18 protein-coding genes are annotated in these 17129 nt (G+C 71.6%); 8 read left to right on the top strand and 10 right to left on the bottom strand.

Going from position 1 to position 17129, the window contains the following annotated elements:
• The first annotated feature begins 6 nt into the window (after positions 1 to 6).
• Complete coding sequence (locus AB0G15_RS15640; RefSeq protein WP_362839572.1) at positions 7 to 852, top strand: hypothetical protein; 846 nt, start codon at positions 7 to 9, stop codon at positions 850 to 852.
• A gap of 139 nt (positions 853 to 991) precedes the next feature.
• On the opposite strand, the gene kynU is transcribed toward AB0G15_RS15640, so the two are convergent.
• From kynU to AB0G15_RS15595, 9 genes are read right to left on the bottom strand one after another with little or no spacing between them, the layout of a single operon-like run.
• Positions 992 to 2224: a kynureninase gene (gene kynU, locus AB0G15_RS15635; RefSeq protein WP_362839570.1), complete on the bottom strand. Its 1233-nt coding sequence runs from the start codon at positions 2222 to 2224 to the stop codon at positions 992 to 994.
• A gap of 14 nt (positions 2225 to 2238) precedes the next feature.
• Positions 2239 to 3273, bottom strand: coding sequence for an amidohydrolase family protein (locus AB0G15_RS15630; RefSeq protein WP_362839567.1), 1035 nt, complete (start codon positions 3271 to 3273; stop codon positions 2239 to 2241).
• Positions 3274 to 3276: 3 nt separating this feature from the next.
• Positions 3277 to 3792: a 3-hydroxyanthranilate 3,4-dioxygenase gene (locus AB0G15_RS15625; protein WP_362695187.1), complete on the bottom strand. Its 516-nt coding sequence runs from the start codon at positions 3790 to 3792 to the stop codon at positions 3277 to 3279.
• Entirely contained in the window at positions 3789 to 4211 is a 423-nt protein-coding gene (locus AB0G15_RS15620) for a RidA family protein (RefSeq protein ID WP_362839565.1), read from the bottom strand. The genes AB0G15_RS15625 and AB0G15_RS15620 overlap by 4 nt, the downstream gene beginning before the upstream one ends.
• A complete protein-coding gene (locus tag AB0G15_RS15615; protein WP_362839562.1) occupies positions 4208 to 5059 on the bottom strand; it encodes a fumarylacetoacetate hydrolase family protein in 852 nt (283 codons plus the stop codon). The genes AB0G15_RS15620 and AB0G15_RS15615 overlap by 4 nt, the downstream gene beginning before the upstream one ends.
• Entirely contained in the window at positions 5056 to 6135 is a 1080-nt protein-coding gene (gene dmpG / locus AB0G15_RS15610; RefSeq protein ID WP_362839560.1) for a 4-hydroxy-2-oxovalerate aldolase, read from the bottom strand. The genes AB0G15_RS15615 and dmpG overlap by 4 nt, the downstream gene beginning before the upstream one ends.
• On the bottom strand, positions 6132 to 7136 hold the full coding sequence (locus AB0G15_RS15605) for an acetaldehyde dehydrogenase (acetylating) (protein WP_362839557.1): 1005 nt from the start codon (positions 7134 to 7136) through the stop codon (positions 6132 to 6134). The genes dmpG and AB0G15_RS15605 overlap by 4 nt, the downstream gene beginning before the upstream one ends.
• Before the next feature lie 55 nt (positions 7137 to 7191).
• On the bottom strand, positions 7192 to 7989 hold the full coding sequence (locus AB0G15_RS15600) for a fumarylacetoacetate hydrolase family protein (protein ID WP_362839554.1): 798 nt from the start codon (positions 7987 to 7989) through the stop codon (positions 7192 to 7194).
• Positions 7982 to 9436 carry a 2-hydroxymuconic semialdehyde dehydrogenase gene (locus tag AB0G15_RS15595; protein WP_362839552.1) on the bottom strand — a complete coding sequence of 485 codons (1455 nt, stop codon included), beginning with the start codon at positions 9434 to 9436 and terminating at the stop codon, positions 7982 to 7984. Before AB0G15_RS15595 ends, AB0G15_RS15600 begins: the two co-directional genes overlap by 8 nt.
• 74 nt (positions 9437 to 9510) lie before the next feature.
• Between AB0G15_RS15595 and AB0G15_RS15590 the strand changes: the two genes are divergently transcribed.
• The 5 genes from AB0G15_RS15590 (at position 9511) to AB0G15_RS15570 (ending at position 13223) form a co-directional block, all read left to right on the top strand.
• Positions 9511 to 10269, top strand: coding sequence for an IclR family transcriptional regulator (locus AB0G15_RS15590; protein WP_362695205.1), 759 nt, complete (start codon positions 9511 to 9513; stop codon positions 10267 to 10269).
• Positions 10270 to 10414: 145 nt separating this feature from the next.
• Positions 10415 to 11128: a dienelactone hydrolase family protein gene (locus AB0G15_RS15585; protein ID WP_362839549.1), complete on the top strand. Its 714-nt coding sequence runs from the start codon at positions 10415 to 10417 to the stop codon at positions 11126 to 11128.
• 292 nt (positions 11129 to 11420) lie between these two features.
• Positions 11421 to 11963 carry a VanZ family protein gene (locus tag AB0G15_RS15580; protein ID WP_362839547.1) on the top strand — a complete coding sequence of 181 codons (543 nt, stop codon included), beginning with the start codon at positions 11421 to 11423 and terminating at the stop codon, positions 11961 to 11963.
• 150 nt (positions 11964 to 12113) lie between these two features.
• Positions 12114 to 12866, top strand: a complete 753-nt coding sequence (locus AB0G15_RS15575; protein ID WP_362839544.1) for a GntR family transcriptional regulator — start codon at positions 12114 to 12116, stop codon at positions 12864 to 12866.
• 126 nt (positions 12867 to 12992) lie between these two features.
• Entirely contained in the window at positions 12993 to 13223 is a 231-nt protein-coding gene (locus AB0G15_RS15570; protein ID WP_362839541.1) for a hypothetical protein, read from the top strand.
• Positions 13224 to 13426: 203 nt separating this feature from the next.
• Here AB0G15_RS15570 and AB0G15_RS15565 read toward each other — a convergent pair whose 3' ends face one another.
• Entirely contained in the window at positions 13427 to 14740 is a 1314-nt protein-coding gene (locus AB0G15_RS15565) for a hypothetical protein (protein ID WP_362839538.1), read from the bottom strand.
• Positions 14741 to 14879: 139 nt separating this feature from the next.
• Between AB0G15_RS15565 and AB0G15_RS15560 the strand changes: the two genes are divergently transcribed.
• Together AB0G15_RS15560 and AB0G15_RS15555 are read left to right on the top strand one after the other, a co-directional pair.
• Positions 14880 to 15422: a gamma carbonic anhydrase family protein gene (locus AB0G15_RS15560; RefSeq protein ID WP_362839535.1), complete on the top strand. Its 543-nt coding sequence runs from the start codon at positions 14880 to 14882 to the stop codon at positions 15420 to 15422.
• Between the two features lie 162 nt (positions 15423 to 15584).
• Positions 15585 to 16928, top strand: coding sequence for a hypothetical protein (locus AB0G15_RS15555; RefSeq protein ID WP_362839532.1), 1344 nt, complete (start codon positions 15585 to 15587; stop codon positions 16926 to 16928).
• Positions 16929 to 17129: the final 201 nt, after the last annotated feature.

The raw sequence follows: 17129 nt of genomic DNA, 5'->3' as shown, positions 1-17129 counted from the left end.
GTCTCCATGATCACTCCCACCCCTGAAACAAGTGCCGCGACCACGCGCGAACGGCGAAAGGGGCGCCGGCCGGCGATGCTGGCCCTGGCCGGATCCCTCTCCGTGGCCCTCATGGCCCCCGTGTCCCCCGCATCCCCCGCCTTCCCCTCACCCGCCACCGCGTCCGCGCTCAGCGACCCGCCACCCGACTCGGACTCGTCCGTCAGGTCGACCAGCTCCTCCACCAGCACCTCCGGCCCTGACGACACCGACACCGACACCGACTCCGGAGCCGACACCGGCCCCGACAGCGAGACCACCACCGGCACCGGCACCGACTTCGGCACCGATGACGACGACGATGACGACGGCCCCCGCCACACGCTTCTGGAACAGGCGCGCAAGAAATGCAAGCCGAGGTCCTTCTTCAGATTCCACTCCTTCAGGCCGAGGAATTTCTTCGTTCCCCGTACGCGCTTCATCGACGGCCCCGGCGGCACGATGACGGTCTCGGTCACCCGGCAGCACCGCGTGTACGCCGAGATGGAAATCGAGAGGGAAAGAATCGGCGAGATCGACAGGGACGAGCTGATCCGCCAGTTGCGGAACATGGTGAACCCGTTGCTCGCCGAGGAATACATCGTCGAGACCGGTCACGAATACGTGCAGGAGATCACCGACGGCAAGTACGGGAACATGTGGTACCGCGTTTTCGGTTACCGGGTGGGCTTCTCCGCGTGGCGGCAGATCTACAGCTGCCGGGTACGCAAGATCGCCGCCGGAGTGGCCAGCGTCCCCGCGCGGGTGGAGGGCTGGAGATACTGGGAGACCGACCACCCGATGTACAAGGGACGCCGGCTGAGCAGGCGCTGAGGCCCGCTTCTCCCGGCGGAGGCCCGCTTCCCTCGGCCGGCGCCCGCCTTCTCCCGGCCGGGACGCCTTTCCCGCAGCGGGGTGCCCTTCTCCCAGGTGACAGCGACCTCAGGTGACGGCCCCTCAAGTAACGGCGACCTCAGGTGACGGCGAGGCGGTGGTTGTAGCGGTCGTCGCGCCAGTGTTCCTTCTCCAGCACCTCGGCCAGGATCACGGCCGCGTCGTAGACGTCCGTGAAGCGGATGTAGAGGGGCGCGAACCCGAACCTGAGCACGTCGGGGGCCCGGAAGTCGCCGTGGACGCCACGGTCGATCAGGGCGCGCATGACCGGGTAGCCGTCGGGGTGGCCGAAGCTGACCTGGCTGCCCCTGCGCTCCGGGTCGCGGGGCGAGACCAGCTCCAGCCCGTACGGCGCGCAGAGCTCCTCGACGAGCTCGATGAAGATCGATCCCAGCGCCACGCTCTTGGCCCGTACGGCGGCCAGGTCGACGCGCTCCCAGATGTCGAGCGAGGCGTTGAGCGAGGCGAAGGACATCACGTGCGGGGTGCTCACGGTGAAGCGCCGGATGCCGTCGGCGGGGCGGAAGCCGGGCTCGAAGGCGAACGGCGCCGCGTGGCCGTGCCAGCCGGTCAGCATGGGCCGTGCCTCGGCCTGGTGGCGCGGGTGGACGTAGACGAAGGCCGGGGATCCCGGGCCGCCGTTCAGATACTTGTAGGTGCAGCCGACCGCGAAGTCGGCCGTCGAGACGTCCACCTGGTAGGCGCCGGCGCTGTGGCACAGGTCCCAGATCATCAGCGCGCCCGCCGCCTGGACCAGCGCGGTGACCGACGCCGTGTCGTGGCGGGCCCCGGTCCGGTAGTCCACCTCCGACAGCAGCACGCACGCGACCTCGTCGGAGAGGGCGCCGGCGAGGTCGTCGACGCCGGTGACGTCGCGGATCTCGTAGCCGCCCAGCGCCTCGGCCAGCCCTTCGACCACGTAGCGGTCGGTGGGGAAGTTGGCCAGGTCCGAGATGACGACCCGGCGCCCGGGGCGCAGCCCCAGGGCGGCGGACACGGCCTTGACGATGGAGATCGAGGTGCTGTCGCCCACCGCCACCTGGCCGGGGCCCGCGCCGATCAGCGGGGCGATCCGGTCGCCCGTGGTCAGCGGGAGGTCGAACCAGCCGGCGGTGTTCCAGGCGCCGACCAGGCGGCCTCCCCACTCCTGCTCCACGGTCCGCGTCACCGCCGCCGCCGCGGTCTTCGGCGGGGCACCGAGGGAGTTGCCGACCAGGTAGATCGTCCCGTCGGGCAGGACGAACTCGTCCCTGACGTCCTTGAGGGGGTCGGCGGCGTCGAGCGCGACACACTCCGCACGGCTGATGGCCACGAGTCGTCTCCCGGTTAGGTGCCTGGCAATCCCCCCATAATGCCGTCAATGTCAGATTTCATGGCATTCCACCCCGGCTGACGGCCGAGGAAACGGATGGCGTTGCCGCCGAGCAGCTTCGCGCGGGCGGTGCCGGACAGGAACCCCGCCCGGCGGACCAGCGATCCCACCGGCGACTCGCCCAGCGGGTAGGGGAAGTCGGAGCCGAGCATCACCCCGTCCTCCCCCATCGTGTCGACCAGCAGCCGCAGCGCCCGCTCGTCGAACACGACCGAGTCCACGCTGAACCGGTCGAGATAGTGCGACGGAGGGAAGTCCGAGGCCCCCACCAGGTCGTTGCGGCGGTGCCAGGCGTTCTCGAACCGGCCGAGCCAGAAGGCGAACGAGCCGCCGCCGTGCGCGAAGCACAGCCGCAGCGTCTCCGGCACCCGGTCGAGAACGCCGCCCAGGATCAGGGCCAGCACCGACAGGTGCGTCTCGGCCGGCATGCCGACCAGCCACCGCGCCATCCAGCGCTCCAGCCGGGGGCCGCCCGCCATGTCCCAGGGGTGGACGAAGACCGGCGCGCCCACCGAGGCGCAGTGCTGGAGGAACTGGACGACCCCCTCGTCGTCGAGGTCGCGGTCGCCGACGTGGTTGCCGATCTCGACGCCCGCGTGCCCGGCGGCCAGGCACCGGTCCAGCTCGGCGCAGGCCAGGTCGGGGTCCTGGAGCGGCACCTGGCAGAAGGGCACCAGCCGCTCGGAGGCGCAGATCTCCAGCGCCAGGTCGTTGAACACCCTCGCGACCCGTACGGCCTCGGCCGCCGGGCGCTCGTAGGAGAAGAAGACCGGCGTCGGCGAGACGACCTGGACGTCCACCCCGTCGGCGTCCATCCGCTCCAGGCGGACCGAGGGATTCCAGCAGTCGTCGGCGATCCTGCGGAACTCCCGGTCCCCGAGCAGGATCACGGCCTCCCGCTCGGAGTCGACCCTGAGCCGGGGCGCCCCCGGCCAGCCGAGGTCGGGCCAGCCCTTGGGGACGTGGTGCGTGTGGACGTCGATGATCAACGACTATCCCTTGCCGGGGTGGACGGTGCCGCAGTTCCCGCAGGTGCGCGCCTTCTCGTCGTCGTAGAACGCCTGGAAGATCGGCGGCAGGTCGGTCACGATGTCGCGGACCTGGAGCTCGACCTCGTGGACCACGCCACTGCACCGAGGGCAGTACCAGAGGAACCGCTCCAGCACGCCCTCCGGCCTGATCCGCTCCACCACCAGGCCGACCGACCCCTCCTCGGGGCGCTGCGGCGAGTGCGGCGTGTTCGCCGGAAGCAGCCACATCTGGCCCTCACGCACGTGCACGGTCTCCGGCCCCTCGGGGGTCATCACGTTGACGTGCATGTTGCCGCGGATCTGGTAGAAGAGCTCCTCGTACGGGTCGATGTGGAAGTCGGTCCGCGCGTTCGGGCCGCCGACGACCATGACGATGAAGTCGCCGGCGCCCTCGAAGACCATCTTGTTGCCCACCGGCGGCTTGAGCAGGTGGGCGTGCTCGTCGATCCACGTGGTGAGGTCGATGGGCGGGATCACGGGCGCTCCTCCGGTCGGTGGGCCACGGCCTGAATCTCGATGAGCAGGTGCGGGTGGGGCAGTTGGTGGACGGCCACGGTGGTGCGCGCCGGGCCTGTCTCGTCGAAGTACTCCGCGTAGACCGCGTTGTACCCGCCGAAGTCGTTGATGTTCACCAGGTAGGTGGTGATCTGCACGAGATCGCTCAGGTCGGCTCCCGCCGCCTTGAGGATGTCGCCGATGTTCTCTATCACGGCCCTGGTCTGCTCGGCGATGTCGAGCGTGACCGTGCCGAACTCGTCGGCCTCGGCTCCGACGATCGTGTTGTCGGGCCTGCGCGAGCTGGTCCCGGACACGTACAGGAAGTCTCCCGCCCGTTTGACGTGCGGGAACCTGCCTCGCGGCGTGGCCTTCCCCGCGACGACGAGCCCGTCGCTCATGATCCCTCCCTCGGGGCCCCCGGGGGCCCTGTAGTCCTCGGAGTCCCTGGAACCCCCGAAGAAGTCCCCGCGACCCCCGGAGCGGGTTCCGGTGCGGAGGCGGTGAACGAGACCGAGCCCAGGTGCTGGATCTCGGCGCGCACCCGCGCGCCGGGCTCCAGCGGCTCGGCGGGCGTGGCGGCACCGGCGAGGAGGATCCAGCCCGGCTCCAGGACCGTCCCCGTCCGGAGGGCCAGGCGCGCGGCCTCCGCGAGGGCCCGGCGCGGGTCGCCCAGGATCGCGCCGGTCGACCCGGTGCGGACCACGCGCCCGTCGATCTCCAGGACGACGCCCAGGTTCCACCGCGACGGGTCGTACGGCTGCCAGGGGCCGACGGCGTACCCGGCGGCCGAGGTGTTGTCGGCGATCACGTCGGGCAGCGAGAACCTGAAGTCCTCGTAGCGCGAGTCGATGACCTCGATGCCGGTCGCGACGGCCGCGACGGCGCCCGGCGCGAGCGCGTCACCCGGCGACGCGATGCGCCGCCCGACGAGGTAGACGACCTCCGGCTCCACCCTCGGATGGATGTATCTCGACATATCGGCGTACGAGCCGTCGAGGATGGCCGACGACTCCGGCACCCGGCCGAAGATGACGTCGCGCACGCCCATCTGGCGGCGCTTGCCCTCGCTGGTGAAGCCCAGCTTCACCCCGGCGAGCCGGTCCCCCCGCTCCAGGCGGAGCCGGATCAGCTCCTCCTGGACCCGGTAGGCGTCGGCCACGCCGTAGTCCTGCTCGGGCCTCGGCACCGCGCGACCGGTGCGGGCGGCCTCGTCCAGGACGGCGGCGAGCTTGTGCAGATCGGTCATGACCGCTTCCCCTCCCGCGCCGGGTCCGGTCTCGTCCCCACCCCCGCCCCTGCCGGGTCCGGTCGCGCCCCCACCCCCGCCCGTGCCAGGTCCAGCGCGATGTCCACGATCATGTCCTCCTGGCCGCCCACCATCCGCCGGCGGCCCGCCTCGGTCAGGATGGTCCGGGTGTCGACCCCGTACCGCGCCGAGGCCGCCTCGGCGTGCCGCAGGAAGCTGGAGTAGACCCCCGCGTAGCCGAGCGTCAGCGTCTCCCTGTCCACCCGGACCGGCCGGTCCTGCAGCGGCCTGACCAGGTCGTCGGCCGCGTCCATCAGCGCGTGCAGGTCACAGCCGTGCTCCCAGCCCATCAGGTCGGCCACCGCGGCGAACACCTCGATCGGGCAGTTGCCCGCTCCCGCGCCCATCCCGGCGAGGGAGGCGTCCACCCGGTAGGTGCCGTTCTCCACCGCGACGACAGAGTTGGCCACGCCCAGGCCCAGGTTGTGGTGGGCGTGGATGCCGATCTCCGTGCCCTCGCCGAGCACCGAACGGTAGGCCCTGACCCGCTCCCTGACCCCGTCCATGGTCAACCGGCCGCCGGAGTCGGTCACGTAGACGCAGTGGGCGCCGTACGACTCCATGAGCGCGGCCTGCCTGGCCAGTTCCTCGGCCGGAGCCATGTGGGACATCATCAGGAACCCGGCCACGTCCATCCCGAGCTCGCGCGCGGTGGAGATGTGCTGGGCGGAGATGTCGGCCTCGGTGCAGTGGGTGGCGACCCTGACCGAGGTGACGCCGAGGGCGTGGGCGCGCCTGAGGTCGTGGATGGTGCCGATGCCGGGCAGCAGCAGGGTGGTCAGTCTCGCCCGCCGCACGACCCCGGCGACCGCCTCGATCCACTCGTCGTCGGTGTGCGCGCCCGCGCCGTAGTTGAAGCTGCCCCCGGCGAGACCGTCGCCGTGCGCGACCTCGATGGCCGCCACCCCCGCGGCGTCGAGGGCCGCGGCGATCCCGGCGGCCTGGGCGACGGTGTAGCGGTGCCGGACGGCGTGCATGCCGTCCCGCAGTGTCACGTCCTGCACGTACAGCCTCACGTGCCCACCTCCGCGTCCGTACGGGCGGCCCGGCCCGTACGCTCCCGGTCCTCCGCACGGGCCGCGTCCACGGCCCGGGACGGCGGCCCGGCCGGCCGTTCGGCCAGCCGCTCGGCCGTGCGCAGCGCGGCGGCGGTCATGATGTCGAGGTTGCCCGCGTAGGCGGGCAGGTAGTGGGCGGCGCCCTCCACCTCCAGGAAGACGGTCACCTTGACGCCGCCGTCGCGGGTGCCGTCGGGCAGCGGTTCCCCGGCCGGGATCGTCTCGAACTGCACGTCCTGCTTGAGCCGGTAGCCGGGCACGTAGTCGTTGACCCGCGCCACCATCTCCAGCACGGCGCCCGCCACCTCCGCCACGGTCGTCTCGTCGCACTCGTCCACCAGGCAGTAGACCGTGTCACGCATGATCAGCGGCGGCTCGGCCGGGTTGAGGACGATGATCGCCTTGCCCCTCGCCGCCCCGCCGACCCGCTCGATCGCCCGGGAGGTCGTCTCGGTGAACTCGTCGATGTTGGCCCGGGTGCCGGGCCCCGCCGACCGGGAGGAGATCGAGGCGACGATCTCCGCGTACCGGACGGGCACCCGCGAGGCGACCGCCGCGACGATCGGGATGGTGGCCTGCCCGCCGCAGGTGACCATGTTGAGGTTCCGCTCGGCGAGGTGGGCTTCCAGGTTGACCGGGGGCACCACGTAGGGACCGACAGCGGCGGGGGTGAGGTCGATGACGCGCTTGCCGTGCGCCCGGAGCACCCGGTCGTTGTGCCGGTGCGCGCCCGCGGAGGTCGCGTCGAGGACGACGTCCACCTCGGCGAACCCGGGCAGCGCGACCAGCCCTTCGACGCCCTCGTGGGTGGTGGCGACCCCGCGGCGGCGGGCGCGGGCCAGGCCGTCGGAGTCGGGGTCGATGCCCGCCATCGCGACGACCTCCACCTTCTCCGACAGCAGTGCCTTGAACATCAGGTCGGTGCCGATGTTCCCCGAACCGATGATGGCGATTTTCACGAGAGGACCGCCTTCCCGAGTTCCCCCGCGGTGCGAGCCGTCACGGCGGGGGCCGTCAAGAGAACACCGTCCTGACCGAGCCGAGGCCCTCGATGTGGGCCTCGAACGCGTCACCGGGCTCGACGTCGACCATCGGGCCGAGCGCGCCGGTGAGCACGACGTCCCCGGCGCGCAGCGGGAAGTCCGTGCCGCCCAGCGCGTCGGCCAGCCAGACCGCGGCGTTGAGCGGGTGCCCGAGGCAGGCCGCGCCCGCACCGGTGGAGACCTCCTGGCCGCGCCGGTTCATGGTCATCCCGGCCAGGCGCAGGTCCAGGCCGCGCAGGCTCGACGGGGTGTTGCCGAGGACGAACGCGCCGCTGGAGGCGTTGTCGGCGATCGTGTCGACGAGCGTGATGTCCCAGCCCGCGATGCGGCTGTCGACGATCTCGATCGCCGGCAGCGCGAAGTCGACCGCCCGGATGACGTCGGCGACCGTGAACGGGCCGCCCTCCAGGTCGTCCCCGAGGACCAGCGCGACCTCCGCCTCGACCCTGGGCTGCAGGAAGCGGCCGGTCGGCACGGGCAGGCCGTCGAGATAGGCCATGTCGGCGAAGAGCATCCCGAAGTCCGGCCGGTCCACGCCGAGCTGGCGCTGGACCGCGGCGGAGGTCAGCCCGATCTTCCTGCCGACCAGCCTGCGGCCCTCGTCCAGCGCCCGCCTGGTGTTGATCTCCTGTACGGCGTACCCGGTCTCGGCGCTCCGGTTCGGCAGCGTCTCGCGCACCGGGGCGCACGGCTTGCCGCTCCTGGCCGCCTCCAGCAGCCGGTCGGCCGCCTCCGCGTGCACGTCGGTGGCCTCGCTCCACTCAGTCATGTCCAGGCTCCAGCTTGATGGTGATCGTGGTGGGCTCGGAGTAGAAGTCCAGCGAGCGCGTGCCGCCCTCGCGGCCGATGCCGGACAGCTTCACCCCGCCGAAGGGGGTGCGCAGGTCGCGCAGGTACCAGGTGTTGACCCAGACCAGCCCGGCCTCCAGCGACCTGGCCACCCGGTGGGCCCTGCTCAGGTGAGAGGTCCAGACGGTCGCCGCCAGGCCGTACTCGCTGTCGTTGGCCAGCCCGACCGCCTCGGCCTCGGTGTCGAACGGGGCGATGTGGCAGACCGGGCCGAAGATCTCCTCCCGGTTCACCCGCGAGCCGGGCGGCAGGCCGGTCAGCACGGTCGGCTCGACGTAGTAGCCGCCGTCGCGGTCGTCGCCGAAGCGCGGCACCCCGCCCCCGGCGCGGATCTCGGCGCCCTCGTGCCTGGCCAGCTCGTAGTAGGAGAGCACCTTGTCCCGGTGCTCGGCGGAGATCATCGGCATCATCGTGGCGTCCTCGTCGGAGGGGCGGCCGAACCGCAGCTCCCCGGCGCGCGCGGCCAGCCGGGCGGTGAACTCCTCGAAGACGGGCCGCTGCACGTAGAGCCGCTCGGTGCACAGGCAGACCTGGCCTCCGTTGGTGAAGACCGACCGCACGCTCCCCTCGACGGCCGCGTCCAGGTCCGCGTCGGCGAAGACCAGCCCGGCGTTCTTGCCGCCCAGCTCGAACGAGACGGGCTTGACCCGGTCCGCGACCGCCTTCATGATCGTCGATCCGGTACGGCTCTCGCCGGTGAAGGTGACCGCGTCCACGCCGGGGTGCTCCACCAGGAACTGGCCGGTGGAGCCGCCCCCGAAGCCGTTCACGACGTTGAGGACGCCGGTGGGCAGGCCGATCGACGCGGCGATCTCCGCGAGCACCGCGAGCGAGCCGGGCGTGTGCTCGGAGGGTTTGACCACGACGGTGTTGCCCGCGACGAGCGCGGGACCGAGCTTCCAGGTCGCCAGCAGGAACGGCAGGTTCCACGGCACGATCACCGCGACCACGCCGAGGGGCTTGCGGACGGTGTAGCTCAGCACGTCCGTCAGGTGGAACGCGTCCTCCGGGTGCTGGGCGGCGATCTCGGCGAACGACCGGAAGTTCGCGGCACCGCGCGGGATGTCCAGGGTGCGGGTCTGGGTGACCGACTTCCCGGTGTCGGCGATCTCCGCCGCCACCAGGTCCTCGAACCGCTCCTCGATCGCGTCGGCCAGGCGGCGCATCCAGGCGGCGCGCTCCGCCACCGGCAGCGCCGCCCACGCGGGCAGGGCCTCGCGGGCGGCGGCCACCGCCCTGCCGACGATCTCCCGGTCCGCCTCGCGGACCTCGCGCACCGGCAGGCCGGTCACCGGGTCACAGGTGCTGAACGTCGCGCCCTCGGCGACCGGCACCCCGCCGATGAAGTGGTTCACCTGGTCAGACAAGACTGCTCCTCGGTGATGTACTCCTTAAGGTCACTATGTACGGGTATAGAGCCGTGAGTGGCCCATAGGCAAGAATGCGTTCCGTGAAACGGAACCCCGATCGGCTGTCCGTGCTGGAGAAATCCTGGCTCGTGCTCGACGCGTTCCGCCCCACGGGAGGACCGCTGCGCCTGGCCGACGTCGCCGAGCGCTGCCACCTGCCCAAGACCACCGCCTTCCGGCTGCTCACCGAACTGACCTCGATCGGCGCGGTCACCCGCCGCCCGGACGGCTACTATCTCGGCCGCCGCCTCTTCGAACTCGGAAGCATCGTGCCCCTGGAGCGCGACCTGAGACACGCGGCGCTGCCCTTCATGCACGACCTTTACGAGGCGACCCACGAGACGGTCCATCTGGGCGTGCGCGACGGCCTCGACGTCGTCTACGTCGAGAAGATCCGGGGCCAGGAGACCTTCGCGCTGCCCTCACGCGTCGGCGGGCGCCTCCCGCTGACCTGTACGGGGATCGGCAAGGCCCTGCTGGCCTACTCCGGGCCCGACCTGATCGACGAGGTCCTCGGCCGCCCGCTGCGCCGGTTGACCCCGCACTCGATCGTCGACCCCCGCCGTCTGGAGGAGGCCATCGGCCAGATCCAGGCGGCGGGACTGGCCTACGAGCGGGAGGAGGCACAGCTGGGCGGCGCGTGCATCGCGGCCCCGGTGTTCGGCGACGGCGTGGCCGTGGCCGCGCTGTCCGTCTCGGTGCCGCTGGCCCGCTTCCAGCCCACCCGGCTGGCCCCGGCCGTCAAGGCCGCCGCGCTGGGCATCTCCCGCGCCCTGGCCAGAACCATCTGACGGGCAGGCCGTGCGTCCGCCCGCACATCTGTCCGCGTTCGACGGGTATGCGATTCACTGCTCGCTCGTCTCACCGCCCGTCCGTCGCCGTACATCAGCCGGTCGCCGTACGCAGGCGGTCGCCATACGCCAGCAGGAGGAACACGTGGAAGCTCGCACCGAGACGGTCACCGTCGCCGACGGCTCGTTCGACCTGCATCTGTGGTTGCCCCCGGCCGGCCGGGGCCCCGTCGTCCTGCTGGTCCAGGAGATCTACGGGGTGGGGCCGTACATCAGGAAGGTGGCCGAGGACCTGGCCGCGCTCGGGTACGTCGTCGGCGCCCCCGACCTGTTCTGGCGGATCCGGCCCAACTGGGTGTCCGGCCACGACGACGCCGGAACGGCCCTGTCTATCGAGATGGTCTCCACGTTCGACGTTCCCCACGGGGTGGCCGACTCGGCCGTGGCCCTGGCGCACCTGCGGGGGCTGCCCGAGGCGGAGGGCGGGGCCGGGGTGGTCGGGTTCTGCCTGGGCGGCTCGATCGGCTACCTGCTCGCGGCCACGGTCGAGGTGGACGCGGTCCTGTCGTTCTACGGATCCGCCGTACCCGACGCGGCGGGCATGCTGGAGAAGATCACCTGCCCGCTGCTGCTCGTGTTCGGCGGTTCCGACCCCTACATCCCGCGGGAGCGGGTCTCCGTGGTGGAGAAGGCCGCGGCCGGACGGTCGAACGTCGAGGTCTACGTCGCCGAGGAGGCCGGGCACGCCTTCCACAACCACGAGGCCCCGCAGTTCCACGACCCGGAGGCCGCGCGGGCCGCCTGGGACCGGGCCGTGCACTTCCTCGGACGCAACCTCGCCCCGGCACCCCTGCCCTGAGACCGCTCTGAGACCGCTCTGAGACCGCTCTGAGACCACCCTGAGGGCCACTCTGGAGACCCTCTGAGGAGACGGCTCCGGGACTGCCTCGAGGCCGAGCCGAGGCGCCCGCCTCGCCCTCCGGGAGGGCGCGCCTCGGCCGGGTGCCTCTCCCCGCCCCCGGATCTCCCGCGCCCAGAGGTCTTCTCGCCGCTGCCGGGGATGGGAACGACCCTTGCTCGAAGGTCACCTTCTCGTAACCCCGAAGGCCGTCCGGCCGGACCCCGCGCACCGCACCATTGATCATTGCCTCATGCACCAGGCGTGGCAGCAGTGGGGGAACATCGTCCTGGCGGCCTTCCTCGCGGTCCCCGCGGCCGTCGTGGCCGTCGGCCTGCTGACCCTCCACCGCGCCCGCGCCGGCCACCCCTTCCCCGCGCGCACCGCCCTGGCCGACGTGGTCGCGGTGGCCGGGACCGCACCCTGGATCTGGATGATCCTCACCCCCGGGGCGGGGGTCCCGGGCGTCAGCCTCGTCCCGTTCGCGGACCTGTGGACGACCCTCCACGGACCGGGACAGGCGGCGTTCGTGCAGGTCGGAGGGAATCTCCTGGTCTTCGCCGCGCTCGGGGCCATGCTTCCCGTGCGTTCGGCGCGGTTCGCGTCACTCGCCGGGATCGCGGCCGTGGCGGCCGGGGCGTCGCTCGCCGTGGAGGTCCTCCAGTACGCCCTGCGCCTGGGACGGGTGAGCTCCGTCGACGATGTGATCGTCAACGCGACGGGGGCCGCGCTGGCCGCGATCGTCACGCGCCGGTGGTGGGCCGTCCGAATACCGGCTGGGACCGTTCCACGGTAACGGGCCGGAAAAACTCTTTAAGATCGCCACACGGGCACGATCCTCCCAAAAGAAGCACGATACCAACCTCCGTATCTGTGCGATCGTGGACAAGGCGGGGCAAGTTCTCTGGAGACGCCAAACCCGGTTGGTGACAGAGGGTGATCGAACGTGCAGCAGTCCCCGGTACCTCCCGAGCCCCCGATCTATCGGCGCATCGCCGACGGGCTTCGCGAAGCGATCCTGTCCGGTGATCTCCGAGACGGGGATCGGCTTCCGGGCGAGAACGCCCTGATGGCGACGCACGGCATAGCCCGTGCCACCGCCAGACAGGCACTGTCCGTACTAATCAACGAAGGACTGGCCGTCCCCAAACGCGGCTCAGGGGTGTACGTCAGGCAGTTCCGCCCCATCAGGCGGCACGGCTCCCGGCGGCTCTCCCGTGACCAGTGGGGCCGAGGCGAGGCCATCTGGGACTCCGACACCAGGGGGCGCCCCTACACCGTGGACGAGGTGGACATCGACCGGGAGACCGCCGAGGACACCGTGGCCCGGGTGCTGGGCAGCCCCGAGGTGTGGGTCCGCAGGCGGCGCTACTCGGTGGACGAGCGGCCGGTACAGCTGTCGGTCTCCCACTTCCCCGCCACCCTGGTGGAGGGGACCGCGATCACGAGAGAGGACACGGGCCCGGGGGGCGTCTACGCGCGTCTCGGTGAGCTCGGCCACGCCCCGGTGCACTTCACCGAGGAGATCAGGGCCCGAATGCCCCATCCCCATGAGACCGTCCAGCTTGACCTGCCCGCGGGCACCCCGGTCATCGTGATCGCCCGGGTCGCCCGCACCGCCGACGGCGTCGCCGTCGAGGTCAACGAGATGGTCCTCGATGCCGCCTCTTACGTACTTCAGTACGACTTCGACTCATAGATCAAGGCCATCCGTCAACCGATAGGTTGACCTGTCCCCCGCGATCATTGATTTCTCTAGAGAAGTGCCTCACCGTCAGAGGTGGAACGTCGCAAAGACGGGCCTGGGCGCGGGGAAGGTGCACAGATGTCTTTCGACCGGCATCTCGCTGAAATCGCCCGGGAGTTTCCCGACTGGACGATCTGGCGGAGCGACGCGGGCAGGTGGTGGGCCACTCGCCACCACCCGCTGACCTCCGCCCAGCGCGATGTCGGCTGCGCGATGACCATCGACGCGGACGATCCGGAAGGGCTGCGCGAGCAGCTACTCGACCAGCGGGAACGTTCCGGCGCCACGGAGCCGGGAGCGGACACCTGAAGACCGCCCGGTGCCGGGATGAGCGGATCCGATGCGGTCCCGGCGCCGGGCCCCCAATCGCGGAAGCCCCCGACCCGATCGGGGGCGGGGGCTTCCGCTTGATCTCCTGCCCACTCCCGCCACCCTGTGCCACGTGGCGTCTCCACGACCGCGGGAACCCGCTTCACGGTCTCCGGAGGCGGGCTCTCCTACTTCCCGGGGGCCTACTTCCTGGGGGTGGCGTACTTCTCCTCGCCCTTCCCGGCCTTCCCCGCCGGCCCGCGGTCGGCGGCGACGTCGGTGTCGTCGTACACCTCGACATGCATCTCGCCGAAACGGTCGTCGTCCCGGCCGTGCCGCTCGTCCGCGCTCCCCGTGGGGGCCTCGTCGTCCACGATCACCCGTACGGACTCCAGATCGGGCGAGTCGTCGAACCCGTCGTCCCGCACGCCCTCGGGCGCGTCCTCGGATCCGGCGCGCCGGGCGGGCCCGGTCTGTCCCGAGGGCGTCCCGGCGGCGTCGGGCGCGACGGTGTCCGCCGCGTCGGACGCCCCCTGGGAGCCGCCGGCAGCCTCGGCGGAACCGGAACCGGAACCGAGAGCGGGAACGGGAGCGGGAGCGGCGCCGGGACCGGTGGCGAGGGCGGCCGGCGCGGGCTGGACGCGGGCCGGGGGCAGCACGGAGCCCTCGTCGATCAGGGCTCCGGCCGCGGCCTCGCGGTGAAGCAGGTCTCCCAGGACGGAGTTCATCTCGTGCAGGCGACGCATGACCTCGTGGTGGGTGTCGGTGAGATAGACGACCCGGCGACCGGTGGTCTCGTCCAGGGCGGCGGCGCGCTGCTGGGCCGTCGACAGGGTGGAGTGCGCGTCGGTGTTGGCGGCGCGGACGGTCGCCTCCGCCTCGGCGCGGGCGTCGCTCAGCGTGGAGTCCGCCTCGGCGCGGGCCTCCTGGACCGTCCGCTCGGCCTCGTTCCTCGCCGAGGTGACCATCCGGTCGGCCTCGGTGCGGGCACCGCGGAGGGTCTCCTCGGACTCGGTACGGGCCGCGTTGAGCGTCTCCTCGGCGTCGTTGCCGGCCTGGGCGAGCATCTGCTCGGCGGCGGCGGTGGCCTCGGCGACCCGGCGCTCGGCCTCCTGCTGCGCGGCGTTCAGGATGCCCTCGGCCCGGTCCCGCGCGGAGTTGATCAACCGCTCGGCCTCCGCGGCCGCGTCGTCGCGGAGCTTGATCGCCTCCGCCTCGGCGACCTGTTTCTTGGAGGTGGCCTCCTCCTCGCCGAGTTTCAGTATCTGGCTGAGCCTCTGGCCGAGCTCGTCGTAGTCCTGCGGGGCGTCGGAGAGCCTCCTTCGGGCCTCGGCCAGCTCGATCCGGCCCTGCTCGGCCTGGTCGATCGCGCGTGCGAGCCGCTCCTCCAGGTCGCGGATCTGGTGGCGGTGGCGGTCCATGTATTCGTGAACCTGACGACGGCTGTAGCCGCGCAGGGCGACCTCGAACGAGTCCTCGTGCATCAGGTCGGGAAAGCTGTCGTGCTGGTTTGTCATGGCACTGCCCGTGGAGGTTGTGTGGCGGGAAAGGAGACGTCAGGAGACGACTTTCCTGCTTACTGCCCAAGTCCGCAACCGGAACGCCTGACCTGCTTGCGGAAATACCGGGCAGATCGCCCCTCGTACCATCGTCATCATGAACGCCACGCCCTACATCGCCGCCCTCGACGGCGACGCGATCCCGCGGATCCATCCGGACGCCTACATCGCCCCCGGAGCGGTGGTCGTCGGAAGGGTACGGCTGGGCCGTGCCGCGAACGTCTGGTACGGCTCGGTCCTGCGCGGCGACGACGAGGACGTCGAGGTCGGGGAGGAGTGCAACATCCAGGACCTGTGCTGCCTGCACGCCGACCCGGGCGAGCCGGCCGTGCTGGAGCCCCGGGTGAGCCTCGGGCACAAGGCCATGGTGCACGGGGCGCACGTGGAGACCGGCGCACTCGTGGGCATCGGCGCGATCGTGCTCGGCGGCGCGAGGATCGGCGCGGGATCGCTGATCGCGGCGGGCGCCCTGGTGGGGCCGGGAAAGCGGATCCCGGCGGGGGTGCTCGTCGCGGGCGTGCCCGGAAGGATCGTCCGTGAGCTCACCGACGACGACCGCGCCTCGTTCGCCCGTACACCGGCCGGCTACGTCGCCAAGGCGGCCCGCCACCGGGCCGCGACCGTCCTCCCGCCGGCCTGAACGACCCGGACGGCCCGCACGCCCCCGACGCGGCCGCGGGGAGGGCCTTACGATCGTGCCAGGCCCCGACGGGGATCTCGGGGCCTGGCACGACCTTGACCGAAGGGAGGCAGGGGCATCCCGCCCGTGGCGCAGGCCAGGGGCCCTCGCCCCGGAATGCCGATGACCGGCGTGTGGCAGTGGGACGGGTTCGACGCCATCGAGAACGACGTGCGGACCATGGTCGCCGACCACCGGTGGGTGGCGCTGCCCCCGCTCGCTCGCGCCCAGGCCATCGCGCAGCGCACGCTGGCCACCCCGGACGGCGGGCGCTGGCTGTTCGGCGCCCACGCCCGGTGGTACCGGCAGGATGCCGCCGACGGCCGCTGGTACCTGACCGCTCCCCCCGCCGACCGGGACTTCCGCGCCGCGGCGCACGTGGTCCACGTCACCTCGGTGATCTTGCCGCATCTGGTGCCGACCGGCGCCGACCTCGTCGCCGACCGGGGATCGGTCCAGGGGTTCGTCGGCCCCGACGTGCCGTACGAGATCACCGAGCGGGTCCGCGAGCTGCTGGTCGCCCAGCGCGGCAGGCGCAGGGAGGACTTCCCGATCACCGGGCCGTTCGCCGAGCTCTTCGCCCGGGAGGTGGCCAGTCCCGTCGCCGCGATCTGGGGCACGCTCATGTGGTGCGCCTACGCCCCCGCCTTCGACGGCAACGAGGTGCTTCTGTCGATGTTCGGGGAGTTCCTGGCCCGCCCGCTGCCCGGTGACGAGTGGGTCCGCTGGCTGCCGCCCACCTCGCTGGGCGACCTGGTCGCGCTGTACGGCGAGCGGGTCAGGGCCGGGCATCCGGAGGCGGGCCTGCGGCTGGTCGCGCTGATGGCCGACACCGCCACCGTGGTGCGTGAGGACCCGAGGTTCAGGCCGAGGGCCGACGCCCTGCTGTCCATGGTCGAGCCGTTGCTGCGCCGAGCCTGCCAGGATCCCGCCGTGGCCCACCGGGGAGACGAGGCCGTACGGCACGCGTGGCTCTCGCGCTGCCCGCCCCACCTGACGCTGCCCGACACCTCGCCCGGCGAGTACTTCCAGCACGCGGTCTACGACCTGGTCCAGGCGCTGGGTTTCCTCGCCCCGATGGGCGCCGATCCCAGGGCGGTGGCCGCCTCGCTGCTCGCCGCCGATCTGTCGGACGTCGCGCCCAGGGCGGCCGACGGCGTCTACCCGTGGCTGGATCCCGAGCTGCGGCACATCCTCCACGTGGTGCTCACCGACGCCTCGCACCCGCTGCGAGGGTGCTGGCCGCGTTCCGGAGAGCTGCCCGCCGCGCTCCACCCGCCGGACCGCGCCGCGGCGGCGGCCCTGCTCGGCGCCGCCTACGCCACCGGGCTGGCGTGGTGCCGCCTCACGGGAACCGAGATACCGGAGCGGGGATTCACGACGGCCTCGGCGGTCGTGCACCGGCTGACGCACGAGCGCGACGACCCGGTCCCCGGAGTATCTGGGACTTACCCCCGTCACTTCTGACACACACCGGTATGCCTAAACCACAAATATAGTTATTTCATCCTTACTCTCCCTATATCCTTCTAGCCCCCTACGCATCAGACAATTAGCTGAATTGTGATCTCCTAAACGGGAAATGATCCTCCTTGAGGATGTGCCGGGCGGGGCGAGGAATGGTCCCGATGGGCCATGGGCACCGATGTCCGCCCGCCGTAACCTCGA

The organism is Streptosporangium sp. NPDC023825 (assembly GCF_040639575.1).
Classification (GTDB): domain Bacteria; phylum Actinomycetota; class Actinomycetes; order Streptosporangiales; family Streptosporangiaceae; genus Streptosporangium.
The sequence above is the reverse complement of the archived record's forward strand: the minus strand, read 5'-3'. Positions and strand labels throughout refer to the sequence as shown.

What these genes read in the sequence shown, in the direction of transcription:
- AB0G15_RS15640 (WP_362839572.1), top strand. Translation starts at nt 7, where the DNA reads ATGATCACTCCCACCCCTGAAACAAGTGCCGCGACCACGCGCGAACGG.
- AB0G15_RS15620 (WP_362839565.1), bottom strand. Translation starts at nt 4,211, where the DNA reads ATGAGCGACGGGCTCGTCGTCGCGGGGAAGGCCACGCCGCGAGGCAGG.
- AB0G15_RS15615 (WP_362839562.1), bottom strand. Translation starts at nt 5,059, where the DNA reads ATGACCGATCTGCACAAGCTCGCCGCCGTCCTGGACGAGGCCGCCCGC.
- AB0G15_RS15600 (WP_362839554.1), bottom strand. Translation starts at nt 7,989, where the DNA reads ATGACTGAGTGGAGCGAGGCCACCGACGTGCACGCGGAGGCGGCCGAC.
- AB0G15_RS15590 (WP_362695205.1), top strand. Translation starts at nt 9,511, where the DNA reads ATGCGTTCCGTGAAACGGAACCCCGATCGGCTGTCCGTGCTGGAGAAA.
- AB0G15_RS15580 (WP_362839547.1), top strand. Translation starts at nt 11,421, where the DNA reads ATGCACCAGGCGTGGCAGCAGTGGGGGAACATCGTCCTGGCGGCCTTC.
- AB0G15_RS15570 (WP_362839541.1), top strand. Translation starts at nt 12,993, where the DNA reads ATGTCTTTCGACCGGCATCTCGCTGAAATCGCCCGGGAGTTTCCCGAC.
- AB0G15_RS15565 (WP_362839538.1), bottom strand. Translation starts at nt 14,740, where the DNA reads ATGACAAACCAGCACGACAGCTTTCCCGACCTGATGCACGAGGACTCG.
- AB0G15_RS15560 (WP_362839535.1), top strand. Translation starts at nt 14,880, where the DNA reads ATGAACGCCACGCCCTACATCGCCGCCCTCGACGGCGACGCGATCCCG.
- AB0G15_RS15555 (WP_362839532.1), top strand. Translation starts at nt 15,585, where the DNA reads ATGACCGGCGTGTGGCAGTGGGACGGGTTCGACGCCATCGAGAACGAC.